This window comes from Pseudomonas peli (assembly GCF_050563605.1).
Lineage (GTDB): Bacteria > Pseudomonadota > Gammaproteobacteria > Pseudomonadales > Pseudomonadaceae > Aquipseudomonas > Aquipseudomonas peli_A.
The window spans coordinates 1-281 of the sequence record NZ_JBNXUH010000175.1 but is presented as its reverse complement, the minus strand read 5'-3'; the positions used below and the strand labels follow the sequence as shown (position 1 = coordinate 281).

At 58.0% G+C, this 281-nt stretch carries 1 pseudogene; it reads left to right on the top strand.

Features of this window, described 5'->3' with window-relative positions:
* Nucleotides 1–104: 104 nt before the first annotated feature.
* A pseudogene (locus ACQ4LH_RS21395) lies at nucleotides 105–257 on the top strand (DUF58 domain-containing protein); the annotation flags it as partial.
* Between the last annotated feature and the right edge of the window lie 24 nt (nucleotides 258–281).

Genomic DNA, 281 nt, shown 5'->3' with positions numbered 1-281 from the left:
TCGGGGTAGTTATCGTTTTGTTTTTTTTTTATAAAGACACGGCGACCCCCGAGATCTACACTCGTGGGGCGTCGTCGGCAGCGTCAGAATGTGTATAAGAGACAGAGCTTGGCGTGCGCCAGCAGCAACGCCGCGGCCTCGGTCAGGAGTTCCACCAACTGCGAGAGTTTCGCGACGGCGACACCCTGCGGCAAATCGACTGGAAGGCCACCGCGCGCAAACGCACACCGATTGCCCGCGAGTACCAGGATGAGCGCCTGTCTCTTATACACATCTGACGC